General features: G+C 50.3%; 16 protein-coding genes. 12 read left to right on the forward strand and 4 right to left on the reverse strand.

The genetic code is table 11. The annotated features are described in order from the left end of the window. Positions 1-187: 187 nt before the first annotated feature. Positions 188-952, reverse strand: coding sequence for a hypothetical protein (locus SRBAKS_RS14100; RefSeq protein ID WP_229591526.1), 765 nt, complete (start codon positions 950-952; stop codon positions 188-190). Positions 953-1,255: 303 nt separating this feature from the next. Here SRBAKS_RS14100 and SRBAKS_RS14105 point away from each other — a divergent pair, with 303 nt between their 5' ends. The 5 genes from SRBAKS_RS14105 to SRBAKS_RS14125 are packed head-to-tail and all read left to right on the forward strand — an operon-like array spanning position 1,256 to position 6,375. Continuing rightward, positions 1,256-2,128: a hypothetical protein gene (locus SRBAKS_RS14105; RefSeq protein ID WP_229591527.1), complete on the forward strand. Its 873-nt coding sequence runs from the start codon at positions 1,256-1,258 to the stop codon at positions 2,126-2,128. A gap of 12 nt (positions 2,129-2,140) precedes the next feature. Next, the gene (locus SRBAKS_RS14110; RefSeq protein WP_229591528.1) at positions 2,141-2,833 is read left to right on the forward strand and encodes a hypothetical protein; all 693 of its coding nucleotides are present in this window, start codon (positions 2,141-2,143) and stop codon (positions 2,831-2,833) included. A gap of 1 nt (position 2,834) precedes the next feature. Beyond that, the gene (locus SRBAKS_RS14115) at positions 2,835-4,121 is read left to right on the forward strand and encodes a DUF4350 domain-containing protein (protein ID WP_229591529.1); all 1,287 of its coding nucleotides are present in this window, start codon (positions 2,835-2,837) and stop codon (positions 4,119-4,121) included. Positions 4,122-4,138: 17 nt separating this feature from the next. Continuing rightward, complete coding sequence (locus SRBAKS_RS14120; protein ID WP_283816565.1) at positions 4,139-5,059, forward strand: AAA family ATPase; 921 nt, start codon at positions 4,139-4,141, stop codon at positions 5,057-5,059. Between the two features lie 32 nt (positions 5,060-5,091). Next, complete coding sequence (locus SRBAKS_RS14125) at positions 5,092-6,375, forward strand: DUF58 domain-containing protein (protein WP_229591530.1); 1,284 nt, start codon at positions 5,092-5,094, stop codon at positions 6,373-6,375. Here the strand turns inward: SRBAKS_RS14125 and SRBAKS_RS14130 are convergent. Beyond that, positions 6,372-7,370, reverse strand: coding sequence for a stage II sporulation protein M (locus tag SRBAKS_RS14130; RefSeq protein WP_229591531.1), 999 nt, complete (start codon positions 7,368-7,370; stop codon positions 6,372-6,374). The genes SRBAKS_RS14125 and SRBAKS_RS14130 overlap by 4 nt on opposite strands. Before the next feature lie 32 nt (positions 7,371-7,402). Here SRBAKS_RS14130 and SRBAKS_RS14135 point away from each other — a divergent pair, with 32 nt between their 5' ends. From SRBAKS_RS14135 to SRBAKS_RS14145, 3 genes are all read left to right on the forward strand, one after another. Continuing rightward, positions 7,403-8,218 (forward strand): RDD family protein, encoded by an 816-nt coding sequence (locus SRBAKS_RS14135; RefSeq protein ID WP_229591532.1) that lies wholly within the window; start codon positions 7,403-7,405, stop codon positions 8,216-8,218. A 293-nt stretch (positions 8,219-8,511) separates the two neighbouring features. Then, entirely contained in the window at positions 8,512-9,852 is a 1,341-nt protein-coding gene (locus SRBAKS_RS14140) for a hypothetical protein (protein WP_229591533.1), read from the forward strand. A 725-nt stretch (positions 9,853-10,577) separates the two neighbouring features. Next, a complete protein-coding gene (locus SRBAKS_RS14145) occupies positions 10,578-11,588 on the forward strand; it encodes a hypothetical protein (RefSeq protein ID WP_229591534.1) in 1,011 nt (336 codons plus the stop codon). A 213-nt stretch (positions 11,589-11,801) separates the two neighbouring features. On the opposite strand, the gene SRBAKS_RS14150 is transcribed toward SRBAKS_RS14145, so the two are convergent. Further along, positions 11,802-12,830, reverse strand: a complete 1,029-nt coding sequence (locus SRBAKS_RS14150; RefSeq protein WP_229591535.1) for a GNAT family N-acetyltransferase — start codon at positions 12,828-12,830, stop codon at positions 11,802-11,804. A gap of 257 nt (positions 12,831-13,087) precedes the next feature. On the opposite strand from SRBAKS_RS14150, the gene SRBAKS_RS14155 reads away from it, so the two are divergent. The 4 genes from SRBAKS_RS14155 (at position 13,088) to SRBAKS_RS14170 (ending at position 16,210) form a co-directional block, all read left to right on the forward strand. Beyond that, positions 13,088-13,423: a zinc ribbon domain-containing protein YjdM gene (locus SRBAKS_RS14155; RefSeq protein WP_229591536.1), complete on the forward strand. Its 336-nt coding sequence runs from the start codon at positions 13,088-13,090 to the stop codon at positions 13,421-13,423. A 241-nt stretch (positions 13,424-13,664) separates the two neighbouring features. Beyond that, entirely contained in the window at positions 13,665-14,474 is an 810-nt protein-coding gene (locus SRBAKS_RS14160) for a ZIP family metal transporter (protein ID WP_229591537.1), read from the forward strand. Between the two features lie 247 nt (positions 14,475-14,721). Beyond that, complete coding sequence (locus SRBAKS_RS14165; protein ID WP_229591538.1) at positions 14,722-15,384, forward strand: carbonic anhydrase; 663 nt, start codon at positions 14,722-14,724, stop codon at positions 15,382-15,384. A 295-nt stretch (positions 15,385-15,679) separates the two neighbouring features. Beyond that, entirely contained in the window at positions 15,680-16,210 is a 531-nt protein-coding gene (locus tag SRBAKS_RS14170; protein ID WP_229591539.1) for a DUF2087 domain-containing protein, read from the forward strand. Positions 16,211-16,346: 136 nt separating this feature from the next. Here the strand turns inward: SRBAKS_RS14170 and SRBAKS_RS14175 are convergent, their stop codons facing one another. Then, positions 16,347-17,942 (reverse strand): N-acyl-D-amino-acid deacylase family protein, encoded by a 1,596-nt coding sequence (locus SRBAKS_RS14175; protein ID WP_229591540.1) that lies wholly within the window; start codon positions 17,940-17,942, stop codon positions 16,347-16,349. Between the last annotated feature and the right edge of the window lie 29 nt (positions 17,943-17,971).

The following is a 17,971-nucleotide window of genomic DNA, read 5'->3' on the forward strand; positions in this document are numbered from 1 at the left end:
TGATAGTCATCAGCCCCCTCTTAGGCTTGTCCTTGCTCCGTTGTTTCTTCTTCGTATTTGATTTTCCATGTGGCGAAAATATGGAAACGGAATTAAAAACACTTGGACACATAAAAAGAAAAATGTGTCCGGGTGAAATGGAAAGCGGGATGCTATGCTGGTGGATTTCCCTGAATGGGAGGACAGATTATGGCTTAGTTCTGGGTGCTAGTTGCCAAAAGCCATTTTTTCTATTCAGAGCCTTGGCGAATGATTCTGGGCTCATTTCTCCAATGTCAGGGTCTTGGATGCCCCTTCCTGAGTCTTGAGCAACTGCATTGAATAGCCCTTGAATCTTTGGGGCACTGAATGGGGTTCCATCTCGTTGTGATGCTTTGAGTATGAATCGCGCCCATGTGATTTTGACCTGTTGCAAGGAGACTCTGGGAATTGTCTCGCCTAAGTAGCTACCGAGCTTGGTAAGGTTCTCGGTTTCTCCGTTTGCAGACCATTGCTGTATTTTTCTTGCTATTCCAGACTCAGTCATAAGACTTTTATCTAGTCGAATGAGTTTGCGTGCGGCTTTAAGGTCTCCGTGCCTTGCCCGAAAGAAAAGCTCAGGGGGATTCTCCCCGTATAGGCAATTGCAAGGAACCCAAATGAGCAAGAAGAACAACATAGCAGGAGGTGAGGTGTCCCATTCAAGCTCACCTGTTTCTGATCCTTGTTGAGGGATAAAGGCATGAACTATGGAACTGACTCCTCCACCCGGTGCAATTGGTCCTTTCCCAGTCTGTATTTCCTTGAAACTGAATTCAGCTGTGCCATTTTGCCATGACATATTGGGAACGAGAACTGCAATCAACTCAGAAAAGAGCCTTTTGTTGTTTCTATAATACGAAAACCATATTTTAAGGTTGGGAATGTTGGATGAGTCTATTCCGATTTCCCCTGAATGGATTGCATTTAGCATATGGAAAAGAGGTTCTGAGTTGCAAGCATGGAAAAGTGCAATTTCTGCAAGAAGTGGGTCAACGCCTTTCTTCTATGCTTCCACGTTTTGCCCTTCAATTAGGCTGAATTTAGAGTGGTCTGTCTCAACTTCCATGGCTGCCGTTTATACTAGCTGAATAGCATCAGTAAAGAGATCTTATGAAGTGGTCTTACTTCTTGGTTATAGTTCTTACTAGTTTCAAATTCGGTTTATTGCATTCATCTTATACATATTATATGACAGGCAAACTATTTCAATATCCGTTATTATTAAGGGGTGCATATGGACTACGAAATTAAGGAACTGGGGATCGGCGGCGTTCTGGATCAGAGCTTGGGGCTTATCAAAGACAACCTGGGCATGATTCTAAAAATTACTGTTGTTAGCTTACTGGTTATGGCTGTCATAGTTGGACTAGCTATGTGGAACTCGGTTTACATCGTAACTATAAATGAATGGTCTGCGACTCTCCCTTGGCCCAAGGCGGCATGGTTGTTCCCTGCTTTCTTGTTAGCAATTGGCGTCTACCTATCTTCAATTGCAGCAGTCGTTGCTTTTTTTTCAAAGCGATATCTTGGTGAACTCATGACCTTGAAACAGGCTTTTGCCGAAGGCTTTAAGCGATCATTTGCTCTAGGTTGGACCAACTTATTGAAAATCCTGGCCATAGGCTTGGTCGTTGGTGCATGTATTGGCGGACAATTCGCTATTCAGCTTAAGATTGCATCTACCTTTGCTTTTCTCCCACACATTGTAGTCCCTTTGGTTTTTCTTTTTGCCATATACATGTTCATGCGATGGGGTATCGCAGATCAGGTTGTTGTCATTGAACGGATCAGTGGGCCAAAGGCATTGAAGCGCAGTAGCTTTCTTATGAAGAAGAATAAATGGAAGCTCCTTGTCATATCCATACTGCTCATTGTTTTTGTGGCTTTGACTAGGCTTTCAGCTCTTCTGTTCCCCAACGATGTTGTAAGGCTCGCCATCGTATTTAGCACTCAGTTTGTTTCTTTCTTCGTCGGTACTATTGCAACGACCGTGCTCTACTTCTCGGCCCGCTGCCAGAAGGAGAGTTTCGACCTTCAAATGCTAGCGGACTCTTTGGCTGCAACTGATGGGCCGGAAACGCAAGCAGAAACGGCTCCAGTTGAGTAATCGGTTACTGCGTTGAAACACCAAGCTTCTATCGCTTTACAAAACACCTCTCCACCGCCTGAAGACATTTGTCGGGCAGTGGAAGAGGTCCTTTCGCGTCCCTACTATGAAGACAAGCCCTCCTTAGCTGAGGGGGTGATCAATGGTTTTTTTCAATCGATAACTGAAGTTATTGAAAAGTATCTCGCCCCTATAATCTCAGCACTTGATCGAACCATAAACCTAGCCTTTTCGTTCCGCGATGATTCTCCCATCTTGTTTTGGACTGTCGTGGGGTGCCTGAGCCTACTGTTGGTTGTCATTGTGACCCGTCTAGCCTTGAAACTATACAAGGCAATCAAGGCCCGACGCCTTGAGCGTACATACCCTGATACGCTTCTTTCATCCAAGGCCGTCACCCCTGAGATGCTGGAAGCCGAAGCTGCTGAGGCAGGCGACGAGGGAGACTTAATCCTGGCGCTACGTTTGTTGTTCATGGCTGGCGTTATGCGTCTGGAAAAAGCCTCGGACAATTTCTATAAGCCAGCTTTGACCAATGCAGAGTACCTACGGAGATTTTCAAAGACTGATGCGGAAGCCCCCCTGACATTCATGGCTCAGGCCCTGAACCGTTGGTATGCGGGAGAAACTTGTGATCAAGCTGTTTACGAGAAGGGCTTAGCCGCGCACAAGCAGCTTGTAATATTGGCTCAGGAGCAAAACTGAGATGTCGGCTGCAAGAAAATCTCTCATAGGCATCGTGGCGTTGATGTTGCTCTCGGTGCTGCTGACAGTTCTCGACGGAGCAAGAGCTCCTCAAGGGACTGGCCGGGAGCACGACAGTTTTGGGCTACTTGGGCATGGCCTGCGTGGCCTATACGAAACCTTGGAAACGCTTGGCATGGACGTACATCGAATCCATGTCCCTCCATCTGCCGTCGACACCTTATACCCTGATGCGAATTTGGTTTTATGGAGTCCAGAGTCTCACAGGGTCCAAAAAGAACTCCGGCATATTGAGCAACTAGGGCAGTGGGTAAAGGAAGGAGGACGCTTGATTATCGCTCCTCCGACGATCAATGGAGTAAGGGCGGACTCCGAGGGAAAAGAAACCCTGTTCAAGTACCTCGGTTTGAAACGCCAGATTTTCTTTGATGTCGATGCCCCCCATGTAGCCCCTACCCCCAATGAGGGATTGCCGAATTTTGAGAAGTCAGTCTGGGGCGGAGCTCTCAACGAATCGGCAGTCGTGAGCATTGTTGCCAAGGGGAAAATGGACACGTTGCTGCGCGGTGTGGATTCATTGGTCCTACCCGTCGAGTCGATCATTACCCTGGGAAGAGCAGGGGATTTGGTGAGCCCGGACCGGCTCGATTTCATCGACAAGGACGGCAAGGAGAGCACCCTTATTGCCGCGCTGCCGCTCGGCAAGGGCGAAGTTGTGATCGTGGCTGACCCCAGACTGGCGGTAAACAAGTTTCTTGGGCTGGAGGACAATGCTGTCGTAATGACGCTGTTGCTCGGAGGAGAGTCCGGCCCAATAGTATTCGATGAATTTCTGCACGGCATTGGCTCAAGGGGGAATCCTATTCACCTCCTATCAAGACAGCCATATGGATACATTGCCTTGGGCTTCTTGCTTACCGTCTTGCTCTGGTGCTGGAGAAGCGCTATCTTCTTGGGGCCGCCTCTTCCAGAGGGCAGAACTTCGAGGAGAGACATTTCGGATTACATCGACGCCATGGCCAACCTGTTCATGAAAAAAAGGGCCTACCGATTCGCATTGGGCGAAGTAAGGGAAGGAGTGATGAGACGCCTGGCCAAGAAATACCATCTGCCTCCATCTAAAGCCGATGCAAAGAGTATCGCGAAAGCGATGGGCAAAAGAGATCCTGACGCAGCAAAACGATTCATGGAATCTGTTGCTGCTGTCGATACAATTCTTAAGAAAAAAAGAGAACCGTCAGCCAAGCGCCTGGCACAGATCACGAGGAAGTTTACCAAGTGTCAATAGAAGCAACGCACAAGAAAGTGTGCACTGAAGTGCAAAAAGTCTTTTTTGGACAGGATGATACCTTGAATCTTTGCCTTGCAGCCCTGTTTTGTGGAGGCCATGTATTGCTGGAAGGAGTTCCTGGTACGGCGAAGACCCTCTTGGTACAAACATTGGCAACAACTCTGAGCATGGATTCGTGTCGCATCCAGATGACCGCCGACCGGCTGCCCAACGAAATTACCGGATCAAGTGTTTTCCATCCAGATGACAAAGAGTTCACCTTCAAGCCAGGGCCGGTCTTTACCAATTTTCTGCTGGCCGATGAATTGAACCGCGCTTCACCCAAGACACAGTCTGCACTCTTGGAAGCCATGCAAGAATGCACAGTCAGCCAGGACAAAACGACCCACCCCCTTCCCGATCCATTCATGGTCTTTGCAACGCAAAACCCCGTCGATCAAGATGGGACCTACCCTCTGCCTTTGGCTCAGTTGGACCGCTTCATGTTCAAGATCATCATCGACTATCCTGATGTTGAAGCAGAAAAAAGAATGCTGAACAGTCATCATGCAACAGCAGGCCTGCGGGATAGGGGAGAGCTTGGCATCAACCCCGTTCTTTCGGCTGAGGAGCTGCTTGAGGCTCGGGAAGTGATCCGCTCAACCTTTGTGCGTGACGAAGTCGTCGAGTACGTCCAGTCGTTGATGGCCGCAACCAGGGACGAGGACCTGCTCAGCGTGGGGGCAAGCCCTCGTGCCGGATTGATGCTGATGATGGGTGCAAAGAGTATAGCACGCTTTGCTGGTCGGGATTACGTCATCCCGGATGACGTGAAAGAGGTCTTCTGTCCGGCCATGCGTCATAGAGTGGTTCGCGCTCCCATGGCCGAAATCGAAGAGATAGAACCTGACGAAATACTCACCAACATACTGGAAACGGTAAAGGTGCCCCGGTGAGGATTCGACCCGGTAGGAACTCTATATGGCTCATGGGAGCCATTATTCCATTCGGACTCATCTCAACCATTTGGCCGGTGGCCGTATGGTTGATGTTGGCAACGGTACTCTTTGTTTTGGCTCTGGCTGTAGCTGACTACCGTTTTCTTATAGACGCTTTCAATGCAATACGGTTTAAACGTACCTTGCCAAACAGTGCCGGGCGTGGTGCTTCTTGTAACGTCGGCCTTGAACTCATCAATATCATCCAACGCCGCCTTTCAGGATCACTCCGCGATTTACCACCTGAAGGAGTTACCCCTGAGACATGGCAGTATGATATCCTACTGGAGCCGAACGGGGCAATACAAGAAAACTACTCTTGCATCATTCCGGAGCGCGGAGTGCATCACTGGGGGCTAACTCACCTCCGTCTCAAAGGCTTCCTCGGCTTTCTTGAAGGACAGATGGCCTTGGGCGAACCCCAGAGCGTAAAGGTATACCCTGAAAGCGCGGTTCCTGATGGAGAGTATCAAGTATTCACACAAATCGAATATGACCTGAAAAAGAGCTCTTCAACTCGTCGACGTGGTGAAGGCATGGATTTCGAAACAATTGATCGTTTTGTCGAGGGTGATGATCCACGCCACATCGACTGGTTCTCCACAGCCCGTAGCGGAGAATTCATGGTACGGCGTTATCAGCAGGACCAGCACCGTGAGGTCGTTATCCTGCTTGATTGCGGACGATTGATGGGTGCCCAGACATCTGCTGGAAATAAACTTGATCGGGCAGTGGATGCCGCTTTGCTGCTCTTTAGGATAGCCGGGCATCGCGGAGACAGCTGTTCCTTTGGCGTCTATGACAATCAGGTAAGGAGCTTTCTGCTCCCTCAACGGGGAATCGGTGCATACAAGCGAGTTCTGGAAAATGTATATGACGTGGAGTGCTCATTTATCGAAAGCGACTTTTCAGTCATGTTCTCCAAGCTACAACAGAAGCAACGTAAACGTTCTTTGGTCGTGATTATTTCTGATGTTGTTGATTCCAATACCTCTGGGCGGATGAAAAGGGCTTTGGCTGAACTCAAGAAACAACATATGGTGGTCTTTGCTGCAATGAGAACGCCAGCTCTAAGCAATTATGCAAATCAGGTTGTTGACAGCACAAGAGGTGTAATGCGCCAAGCAGTAGCCATGCAGCTTGAGCAAGAGCGGGAAAAAGCCCTCCACCAGATAAGCAAGTTGGGCGTAACCGTTTTGGACACAGAGCCTGAAGGGCTTACCGTGCCATTACTTAATCAGTACATTCGGATTCGGGAGCAGGGCCTGCTCTAATCTGCTTTTTCTTTTCTGGTCAGCTCGAAATAGAATCCTGCCGCTATATAGCTTGCGAGAAAGGCTGCACTGATTGCGGCAAAAATGAGCCGTTCAGTTGACGGCAAATGACTTTGTCTAAGGAAACTCTCCACCAAACTGGCAAGTACCAGCAAAACACCCCCACCGAGAATGGTTAGCATTGCATCCTTTGATGCGCTGACAATGCTTCGTCTACGAGAAAGAAGGCCAGGAGCAACAACTGCCCACCCCAGACGTAAACCGACTCCGGAGAAGAGTATGATGGCGCTTATCTCAGGAACACCATGAGGAAGTATCCAAGCCCAGTACTCGACGAATATTCCTACGCTGTGGTGGGTAGCCGTGAAGGCTCCCAGAATCATGCCATTGTATATGGTGAGAAGAATTGTGGGAATCCCAGCCAGCACCCCCATTGTCAAACTCATCAGTCCTACTTTGATATTGTGCTGAGACAAATATGAGGCGAAAAAAATCTTCTTGCCTTGGCCCGTGTCTCTTCCTGATCGAAGGGCTTCTACTAATTGCTCAGCTGTTGCTCCCATGGTTCTATGCTCGCCATCGGGCATGATCATATATGACGCTAGGGGATCGTGAAACGATGCGAAGTAGCCAAGAAATAGTCCACCGAGAAATAGCAAGAGGGCAATCAAATGAAAGCGCCAGTTCCTTGCGATGGCCCTTGGGAAGCCTTCAATGAAGAAACGTCCCACTTTGCCCAGGAAGGGAGACTTGTCGGAAATGTAGATGATACTGTGAGTGGTCGATGTCAGATTGTTGAGGTATTGTATCAAAGCATCATCATTCGACCTGGATAAGACTTGAGCCAAGTGAACTGTCGTTCGTCTATAGAGCTGGTCGAGACGGCTCAATTCTGCGGGCTTAAGCCGCTTAATCCCGCGACCTTTCCGAGCACGGACCATCAGCTTTTCCAGCTCTTGCCAGGTGCTTTTATTTCGGCTTATGAAGGACTGCATCTATTAAACCACTATACCTATTTGGCTATACTATGACTGCACGAATTGAATTCGAAACTCCCGAGAACATTCTCGTCAATTACCAACCTGCAGGGCTTGGCACCCGTTTCATGGCTTGGATCGTTGACTCAATTATCTCCTATCTCATTGTCTTCCTACTAATCGTGTGTCTGATTGCTCTAGGAGTAGCTTATGACGGGCTGTTTGAATTCGTAGAAGAGCGTATAGCATACAGCTTGGGCGATGACAAAGAAACGAAGAACCTGATGGTGGGCATATACTTTAGTCTTTTCCTTCTCATTCTCAACACCGTCTCATTCGTCTATTTCTTTATGTTTGAATACTTTGGGCACGGAAGAACCCTGGGCAAGCGTTGGATGTCTATCCGGGTCATTGGAGAGGAAGGGATAGCCCTGAACTCGACCAAAGTCTTCCTACGTAGCGTCTTTCGTATAGTCGACTCAATTCCCATCGCATGGCTGGTTCCGCTTTTCTCAAAGCGCTCGAAAAGACTTGGTGACATGGTTGCTGGCACCCTGATTGTCGTGGACCAACCAGGAACCCTTGAAGAGGTCCGTGAAGAATTGGAGGAAGGGGCCCAGCGAGAATTCCGTTTTGTACGAATTGGGCTGGACGAATTGAAACAAAAGGAAGTCCATTTGATCGCTCAACTTCTAGAACGAGCTGAATCAATGGATGAATCTATCAGGAAAGACCTTTACCATAAAACGGTCGACTCAATGGCAGTGCATTTTGATCATGAGTTGCCGGAAGCATCTTCCTATGAGCGTTATCTAAGAGAACTCCTGCAAAGTTACTATGAGCGGCAGCACAGGCGTCTTGGTTGATATCTTCACTTCGTAATTAGTGGGCTCGCTGGTGGGCCCTTTAACCTCATTGAGGCTACTTGGGACTACTTGAAGCGACAAAAAGTCCAATAAAAACAGGTGGGATAAAGCTTTCCACTTGCATGCCACGCCGGAGGCCGCGAGTTCGAGTCTCGTCGGCTCCGCCACTAAAGAACTAGGACATTACTCAATTTGAGTAATGTCCTTTTCTTTTTGTATCTTGTTTGAGTTTGTAGTTGTATGCAGTAATTGTTAAGTCATCTTTTTAATAAGCATACGGATGGTTGCTGTCAGTGAAGTTGTCATTAGGTGATAGGCAGTGTGAATTGTTGGATGTTTCACAGGATGTTGCTCTTTTTTTTGAGCAACCGAGCGATTCCTCTGTAGAGAAGTGGAATAAGTTCCATCAGGAACTGGTCGATCAATATAGCTATGACACGAAGTTTTATGTGGGTTCCCTTTCACTCTGTGGAGCTCGACTCAAAACAGGTGTGCACTTTCAAAATGTGGTTTTCGATTTGTTGGATTTGCAAGGTGCCGATTTGGGAGGTCTTCTCCTTAACGGCGCATACGTCAAAGAACAGCTAAAATGCCGCCGCCTTGTGGTGCACAACGAGTTCTCTTGCGCAGGCGCAATGATATGTGGCGATTTTTATTTAAATTTCGCTGCGATTCACTGCAGAGCAAACTTCAACGAACTGCAGGTTGATGGCTGTCTGCAGGTCGTGTCGTCCCTGTTTCATGACAGGCTTACTTTTAGTGAAGCGAGATTGGAGCAGGTTGTTTTCCAAAGCAGTTCTTTTTTGGGACAAACGAGTTTTGAAAATACTCATTTCAGTGGTGCTGCTCAGTTTGAAGTCTGTGACTTCCGAGGAGATGTCGTCTTCCGGAGTATGAAAAAAGATAAGGATGCCACTGTTGGGTTTTGTGAGGATGCCTTTTTCGCTGGTTCGCGGTTCTGGGGGGCTGTTGAGTTTTCGAATCTTGTTATGAACGATGTGTCATTCGCCCGGACACAGTTCAACAAAGAAGCTATCTTTTCTTCGCTTTCGCTGAAAGATGTCTCTTTCTTGTATGTGGATCTTTCAAGAAATGTAAGATTTTATAATGTTGTGTGGGAAGAAAGGCATGGCAGGTATTATTTGAAAGATGAATTGGAAAGTGGAGTTCTGGAAACAGAACACGAAAGACTTGATGCAGTCAAAAAACAATATGGCGAACTTGTCAGCTACTATGATGACGTCAGGGATTCCGAGAGTGGGGAGAAGTTTTTTATATCTGAAATGCAGGTTAAGGCTAAGAAAGCGAAATTTTATGAGAAGCCCGTATTCGCCCTGTATAACATTACATCAAAATTTGGTACATCGTGGTTAAGAGCTGCGTCATTGCTTTTGTTTTTGATATTTATCTTTTCCCCGACTGTTGTTTGTTTTTCAAGTGAAGTGGATGGCTACCTGTCTGCACTGGTGAAAACCATTCAGCTGCTCTTGCTTCATAAAAATGCATATGTTGAGTTGAAATCGGATGCGATTTTTTTTGTTTATGTCTTGCTTCAACTGGCTATGCTCTCCCAAGTCGCACTGTTTTCTTTGGCGATTCGGCGTCGGTTTCGAAGGGGAGGAGTACCCAGTTAGTTTCTCATCTGGATAACATCTTGTCACGCCGGAGGCCGCGAGTTCGAGTCTCGTCGGCTCCGCCACTAAAAGAACCAGGACATTGATCATTGAGGTCAATGTCCTAGTTCTTTTGCCTAATTGTAAAACGATTTAGGAAAGCCCTTTGATTTAGTTCAAAGGGCTTTCTTGTGAGTTTTGATAGCCATCGCTAAAGGGGCTGGTTTCAATAAAATAATCGAGGCTCAGTTACTTCGGCCACCAATCGTAGGGTTGGTGGTTTTTGGGGTTTAGGAGCTGGCAAAAGAAATGACCGGGCACATCCGTAGGGCACAGTGTCTGGTTCAGGATAAATAACAGATGGTTAGCTTGTGCTGCTTTCTTGCGGTCTCTGGTTGGCTGTTTTTGTCCTGGTCAGTTTGTTTGGGGGAAGAATTGTGTCAAACCGAGCATAACTCCGGCTGACTGTACTTAGGTTCGTTTTTCAACTTAGCTTTCGTGCGAGAGAGTCTTTATGCAACAGAGAAAAGCTTCAATCCCTCTCATTCCTCTTTTTGTTAATCAATGAACGCTGTCCATTGTTTAACTTGAGGAAGTGGGGGCATATACTGGGTGGCCTTTTTGAGCTCTTGATATTTCCACTGCTCGTAAAGGAGGCGGTGCTCCGATGACCAGGTGGTGCACGTAGTTTTACTGGTGGAAACAGAGCATTTCAAACTCTTCCCATTTGGCATACGGAGTGAAAGATGGATATGGAAATTAGTGATTTAATAAGATTTAATGAACTCCTAGATTCAGCAATAGCTCAAAAGAGTTTGGATGAGGACTTTCTTGCCTTAAGACAGTCTGAGCTAGATGGTATATCCAAGAGTTGTGATGTTAAACATATCCCATTTATTGCCTTGAGTTATGCAAAATTAATGGAGTTGACCATTTTATTGGCTGGAACATACGCAGATAATTGTCAAAGCATGAAATTTGGTGATCTTGTAGTAAATCCGAGGCACATAGATGTCTGTATCTTAAATGTTGGATTGATAAATAACGATTATGGTATTGAGGAGAGTATTCCTCTTTGGTTCAAGCAACAAGTACGTGAGTGTGTTGGTAGCCAATACTCTGAAGATCTTGGAAGAATGGTTATTGACCCCTCTTTGCTATTTCATTTTGTTGAACAAGGTTTACTGCTGAGTATAGTTAAGAAAGAAAGACATGGGAGATTAAGTGATCAGTTTCAGGGCGTTATTTCAGGTCATGTTCAGTTAGCTTTTTCAAATAATATTGAGGACGCTCAAGCCGTCGCATGCAACCCCGTAGAAGAGCTTGGCTGCGGAGGCGGAAGGGGTGAATGTCGCGATGTTGCATCATGGCTCGCCAGCAACACAGTATTGAATGTAGTTAAAGATACATTGAGATCTGATCTCATGGATGTATTGAGCGAAACCATGTCTGATGATTACCTGAAATCAATTGATAAAAGGTTTGAAAAGGCACTTCATTCTCTGAATTATGTAGAGATTGGAAGGAAAAGTTTTGTTAATTTTCCATATGATGATGAAGTGCCCATAGCAGAGTGGGGTGAGATTAATAACACCTTGTGCCAGTTCACGCTAGACGGTTATGGCATGATTCAGTCAGAGTTGGATAAGAGCCTTACCAATCCATGTTACGAAAGTCCTTTTCTGAACAGGTTGTTGTACAACGTACCCGAACACAGGGCACAAGTCGGACACAACTGGTCACAGCCATCATGTTAAATTTTAACATCATCTGACATGCCCCAAATTATTGAGATGTAAAGCCCCCCCCAGCAGGGCCAGCTAGTAGTAGAGATTTCCCGCCGATTTTTGGTGAGAGCCCGGAGGGCAGGGGCAATGATGTTACGTTGTCGGAGTGGGAGCGGTTCGGATGTTGTCGGTCTGTGTGCGCGGAGTCTGCGTCCGTAGCAAGCCAGCATGCTGCTGAAGTCGCTATCTTCGTTTCACGAGAATCCATGTCTGGAGGCGGATTTCTTTTTCTGTCCAGTGGTTCTTGTATGCCATTTTGGGGCCGACCAGCGGGCCCATATCATAGCGTTTGGCCTTTTCCTGGCAGAGCCAACGAATTTGTTCCAGTTGCATGATGTTACCGATGGAGTAGTGTTTCCACGCTTCATCATAGCTGAATTGCTGACCACGATATATCCGGCCAGCCATGCCGCCGAATATGAAGCCGATATCCTTGTTGTCGTGCCGGGCAAAGATGACCCTACCGCTTTGTGCGGAGGCGAGGCGTTTGAGCAGGAAATCATAGAATTCCTTGGCCGGTGTCTCGGCCATGCCGCATTTGCCTATCCCTTTCCAGCTTTTCAATTCAACAGCGATCATGCGGGCGTAGGTCGTTTCGGCCTCTTCAGCGGAAGCCGGAGCAACGCGTTCGAAGCTGACTCCCTGTTCCAGGGCTTTTCGGGCCTGCTTGCGGAGTTTCTTTCGATGATTGCCGGACCGCCGGGAAAGATAGCCATCAACGCCCCCTGCCAACGACGCAGCGCACTGTGCCCCCGAAGAGTGGAGGTAGATGTCAAAGCGGTCGATAAAGGTGCGGATAAGGCGCTGGGAAAGTGCACCGCCGGGCCGGATGCCGCTGATGACGATTTGGGGGAATGCCGGGGCGTAGAGCCGTGCGATGTCGTCCATCAAGCCGTTGAACAACTGGACCGCCTGGCTGCCGAGCAGCGGGCATCCGAAAAACCAGTGAGACTCAATGGGCGTCAGATATGTTTCTCCCTGTGGTGAGACATGTTCGGCCAATGCGACCAGAGAGTTGGAACGGGACACTATGAGGATACGACGATCGGGGCTGAATGCGTCGTGAAACGCCATCTGCCATGCGGGTGATGAGCAGAATGGGTCTGCCTGGTTCGTGCTGACAGCCGCTTTTTCCCAGGCCGTCTGATGATCCGGCTGGGAGTTCGGCTGGGAGAATTTGAAGTCCATGAATCGGGTTGATCGAAGGTGCATTTGACTCGTCTGTGTTTTGGCGACTGTATGGGATGATGAGGGCACAATCAACTGCCGTCTTGCATCTCGTTCTGACGTTGGCTAGTCTATCCGGTCTCGCAGTCGTGCAAGTGCTTCGTTGCTTATGGACTATTCCAATGGTCTGGATGCTGGTGGCGGCGCGGGGTCCCCTTTTTTTGATTTGATTAGCCTGCGCCTTTTGGGGTACTCCCTGTGCTTCGAAAGAATGAAATCACTTAACAAACAGTTGGGAAGTTATGGAAGATACACCAAATTGTCCTCAGTGTAATTGCGAGTATGTGTATTCTGACGGCAGTATTCTGATCTGCCCGGAATGTGGACACGAGTTTCAGCCCGGAGATGTGGCGGAAAAAGTCTATAAGGACATGAACGGTACTGTTCTTGTTGATGGCGACACTGTCATCGTGGCGCAGAACTTGAAGGTGAAAGGCGCGTCCTCCCCGATCAAGAAGGGGACGAAGGTCAAGAATATCAGGCTGGTCGAGCCGGAAGATGGCGTTCATGACATCTCCTGCAAGATCCCGGGGTTCGGCTCAATGATGCTGAAAACCTCGGTTGTCAAAAAGGGCTGATACGCCCCTGTCTGCCGGGATACACAAGCAAGGCCTTCCGTTTTTCGGAGGGCCTTGCTTGTTTTCGGGGCCAAGCCTGCCTCTTGGTTAACGGGTTTTGCGCGGAGCGCCTTTGTGCCCTGTGGGTTTCTATCACCCCGCGCTTGTTCTCTCTTTCATTCTATTGCATACTCTTGATTGATACGTAGAGTTGTCGTTGCCGATCGTGTTCCCGGTATTGAACTGTAATAGGAGGCCGTGCGTGGACTTTTTTCTGAATCTTTCTCCCGTTATGCAGGCTTTTCTGGCGACGCTGTTTACCTGGGGCGTGACCGCTCTTGGTGCAGCGGTTGTCTTTACGGCCAAAGATATCAGTAAACGTGTGTTGGATATCATGCTGGGCTTTGCCGGTGGTGTGATGATCGCGGCCAGCTATTGGTCTTTGCTTGCCCCGGCCATTGAGATGAGCGAGCACATGGGCGCATTCAAATTTGTCCCGGCAACCATCGGCTTCATTCTCGGCGCCGTGTTTTTGCGTCTTGTGGACATGTTCCTGCCCCATTTGCATATCAACGCCCCCCGCTCCGAGGCAGAAGGAGTTGAAACCGACTGGAACAGCTCGATTCTGCTCGTTTTGGCTATTACTCTGCACAACATACCGGAAGGGCTGGCCGTGGGCGTTGCCTTTGGTGCCGTGGGCGTGGGCTATGAGAGCGCCTCGATCGGCGGGGCCATCGCGCTGGCCCTGGGCATCGGTATTCAGAACTTTCCCGAGGGGGCTGCCGTGTCCGTTCCACTGCGCAGACAGGGACTCTCGCGGTTCAAGAGCTTCCTGTACGGACAGGCTTCCGCCATTGTCGAGCCGATTGCTGCCGTGGTGGGCGCGGCCGCAGTGGTCGTGGCCAAACCCCTCCTTCCCTATGCCCTGGCGTTTGCCGCAGGGGCCATGATCTTTGTGGTCGTGGAAGAGGTCATCCCGGAATCGCAGGCTTCAGGCTATGGAGACCAGGCGACCATGGGATGCATCATCGGTTTTGCTGTCATGATGACGCTCGATGTCGCGCTTGGGTGATCCCAGCCATAGACTCGCGACTGTTGATGAACCTGTGGTGCAGAACCGTTTTTTCATGACTCCAACTCGACTTTTTGCCCCGTTCCAGGGGCGTTCCGCATGGTTCAGCGGGCGTGTTTTGTCCTGAAAAAGTAGGGATATTCTTCTATCTTTTCAGCGCGCTTTTTCTTACCTTTCCAGGAACGCGAGAGTTCAACGGCGGCGGGCGCAGTCCGCTGCCTCTATTTTATTGGGAGACAAGAAAGCGATGCAGGATATTCAGAAGTTCATTTCCGGGTTCAGGAGTTTTCGCGACGAGTATTTTTGTCGGGAAGATTCTCCCTTTCGGGAGCTGCGCAACGGCCAGCACCCGACCACAATGGTTGTTGCCTGTAGCGATTCGCGCACCGATCCTTCGTTGATCATGCAGTGCGAGCCGGGCGAGATCTTCGTGGTCCGCAACGTGGCCAACATCGTGCCGCCATACGAGTGTGACTCCGGTTATCACGGTGTGTCGTCGGCCATCGAATACGCGGTCAAAATCCTCAAGGTCGCCAATATCATCGTGCTCGGTCACAGTTATTGCGGCGGCATTTCGGCCTTGATGAAGCATGATGCCCATGATGATACCGAATTCATCAATAGATGGCTGTCTGTCATGAATCCTGTCCGAGACGAGGTCATGGAGCACTTCGGCGAAGTGAACAAAAAGTCCTGCACGGCCTGCGAGATGGCGGGGATTCTCCGCTCGGTGGAAAATCTCATGACTTTTCCCTGGATTGAGGAGCGCGTCACCAACGGCTCCCTCAACGTGCATGGCTGGTATTTTGAAATGGAAACCGGTCAGCTGCTCAGCTACCTGTGCCAGACCAAGTCCTTTGAACCCCTGACATTTCCGTGTCCCAAGCGGAAAAAAATGGTCAAGGAGTAGCTTGTAATCGCACGGTGGTGCGCCCTTGTTCAATGCACTGATGACACGCCCCTGCATGTGAGTGCGGGGGCGTTGTATTTGAAGGCGCGGTCGATGAAAGCGTGGTCTTGCACGGGGCCGCAATATTGACTATGTTCTTGGCTGGTCGGCAGTTCACCAAGGCGTCGCTGCCCCGTTTGGGGAGCTAAACCTGCCTTCTTATCATTCCACACGACACCTTCTTCGCGTGCCGAGTCGGAAGCCAGCGACCACCGGCAATCCTTCTTTTTGGTAGGCGCGAAAGCGAGGATACGTCATGTCCAAATCCCCAATGCCCCTGTATGTGGGCGATATCTCTGCATTGGCGCGCAATGTGCGTGGTCGGTTGCAGGATTCAGAAACAATTCCCAGTCATGTCGAGATGTTGAACCTGCTGGTCAAGGCCAGTGGATATCGCAATTTTCAACATTTCAAGGCGCAGTTCGAGGCGCGCAAAGGGCTTGATCTCCCCAAACCGCACGGGGCCGAGATCAACTTCAAGCGTGTGAAACGGGTCCTTCGGCTGTTTGATGCCGATGGCTACCTGACTCACTGGCCCAAGAAGTATAGCGAGCGCGTCATCTGTCTGTGGGTCATGTGGTCCCGGATTTCAGCCAGGAAAACCTACACCGAATGCGAAATAAGCGAATTGCTCGAACAGCAGCACCTGTTTGAGGATCATGCCCTTTTGCGGCGGCAGCTGGTTGATCTCAAGCTGATGAACAGAACCCCGGACGGCCGGGAATACCAGCGGATCGAGGCACAGCCTCCTGCCGAGGCCCTGGAGGTCCTTGCCCGTATGCGGTAGGAGCGATTAGAGTGGGCGATGCCTACGCAGGCCCGCGTGGTGCGGCTTCACCTGCAAAAAAAACGAGGACACCAGCGATGATCGTTGGTGTCCTTTTTGCGTACTTGCGTTGTTCGCCCCAAAGGGAGCGATTGGTTTATTGAGGCTGCTTCATGCGCAGCACACAGCCGCTGGCGGTCACTGGGGCGGAGCCGTTGATGTCGTAGGCGATCGAGCCGTTTATCATGACCATATCCACGCCAACAGGGTGTTGTCTGGAGTCGGTGTAGGTGCCTGTGTCCCGTATGGTCTCCGGGTCAAAGAGCACCAGGTCGGCATAGTGGCCGGGTTTTAGGAAGCCCCGTTTTTCGATGCCGAATGTGGTGGCGGGGGTGCCGGTCATTTTTTGGACCGCTGTTTCCAGAGGCATGACCTGTTCTTCGCGCACGTATTTCCCCAGTACACGCGGAAACGCGCCGTACGTGCGGGGATGCGGCGTGCCGCCGAGCAGACCGTCGGTGCAGACATTCATTTCCGGCCGCGACATGAAGGCTTTCACATGTTCTTCCAGTCCGTAAAAATCGACCATGCCCACGGCGTTTTCCTCTGCGAGCATGATATCCAGAGCTGCTTCCAGCGGAGAGGTGCCGCGCAGTTCACCGAGCTCTACCAGGCTCTTGCCCACCGCGTCCTGATTGGCTTCGGTCTTGACGCTGGTGACAAAAATGCCGTCCACCCCGGCAAAGGCCACGAAATTGTCCCAGCCGTGCAGGCCGTGCTCTATGTCGTGGAGCATGCGGGCGCGGGCGTCCGTGTCAGCAAGGCGTTCCAGCAGTTTTTCGGTGCCCCCGGCGTGTGCCCACGGAGGCAGGATGGCGCCGAGCATGGTGCTGCCGGCCACATAGGGGTATTGATCAAGGGTGACGGTCAGCTTTTCTTCTCGGGCGCGATCAAGGAGGTCGATGACCGGTTGGAATTTGTCGGCGTTGTTCTTGCCGCAGATCTTGAAATGGGAAAAGTGGACATGCACCCCGGTGGTGCGGGCGATGTCGAGCACCTCGGTCATGGATTCGACAATGGTGTCGGCCTCGCTGCGCTGGTGGATGACCAATGGGCGGCCGTATTCGGCGGCGACCGAGCACAGGGCCTCCATCTCCGCCTTGTCCGCATAGGTGCAGGGCGGGTAGATGAGTCCGGTGGACAGCCCAAAGGCCCCGGCGTCAAACTCTCTGCGCAGGACAGCGCACATGGCCTCACGGTCGGCCTCGGAGGCTGTCGTGTCGTCAAGGCCCATGGCTTCCATGCGGATATTGCCATGGGGCACGAGGTACGCCACGTTGGTGCCAACGCCGCTGCTCTCCATGCGGGAAAGGTAGCCGTCCGTGGTTTCGTAGGTCCAGTCCAGGGTCTCGGAGTCGCCGTCCAGCCCTGCCAGATTCTTGCGCCATGCCGGGATGTACGCACTGGGCAACGGTGCCATGGAGATGCCGTCCTGCCCGAGGATTTCCGTGGTCACGCCCTGACGGATTTTCGGCCAGATGAACGGGTCTTCCAGTATGGCGAGGTCCGAGTGGCTGTGCGTGTCGATGAAACCGGGACACACGGCCTTGCCCCGGGCGTCGATGACGGTGTCAGCTTCAGGCGTTTCGCGGCCCACGGACAGGATCATTTGGCCTTCAATAAAAACGGAGCCAGTGTGGGCAGGAGTGCCGGTGCCGTCGATGATGTGTGCGTTGTCTATGCGGATGCTCATAAAAAAGTGAGCGCCCGGAGGCTGAGTCC

The sequence above is a fragment of the Pseudodesulfovibrio sediminis genome, from assembly GCF_020886695.1.
GTDB lineage: Bacteria > Desulfobacterota > Desulfovibrionia > Desulfovibrionales > Desulfovibrionaceae > Pseudodesulfovibrio > Pseudodesulfovibrio sediminis.